A 702-nucleotide genomic window follows, 5' to 3' on the forward strand; every position below is an offset into this window, starting at 1 on the left:
GTTGCTTTCATGGATCGTCGCGATGACGTTTACGGTATTAATGGCGTGGATGTTCATCAAGCCAAAAGCTAACAGCGAAGAGACCAAACCGAGCCGTTATAAACAGTTGGTATTCTGGACGGTGGACAACCCGCGTAAAGCATTAGCCGCTTTGGTTCCGTTGATTTTAGTCACCGCCGTGGCAATCCCGTATGTGGCCGTGAACTTTATTCCTCAGTCGGATCGCTCAATTGTGTTTCTCGATTACTGGCTACCCAATGGTGCCAAGATTGAACAAACCTCGGCAGACATGCGCAAAGTTGAAGAATGGTTGGTCGCACAACCAGAAGTGGAAAGTATCTCTAGCTATGTCGGCACCAGTGCACCTCGCTTCTCGGTAACGGTAGAGCCTGAGCCGCTCGACCCTGCCTACGGGCAGATTCTGATCAACACCAAAGACTACGAGAGCATCAGTCACTTGGTAACGCGTGGCGATGATTGGCTGAAAGAGGCGTTTCCGGATGCCGAACCTCGCTTCCGAGCGCTGAAGCTAGCAACCAAAGATAAGTTCGCGGTTGAGGTGCGTTTTTCTGGTCCGGATGAAACCGTATTACATCAACTAGCGGCGGAAGCGAAAACGATTTTTGCTTCAAACCCTGATGCAAAATACATTCGCGATGATTGGCGCCAAGAAAGCAAAGTGCTCAAGCCGATTCTAAACCA

1 protein-coding gene is annotated in these 702 nt (G+C 50.0%); it reads left to right on the forward strand.

The window, feature by feature from the left end:
- On the forward strand, positions 1-702 hold a 702-nt coding region (locus R7Q11_RS26380), incomplete at both ends, for an efflux RND transporter permease subunit (protein ID WP_225467023.1).

This window comes from Vibrio sp. 970 (assembly GCF_033339075.1).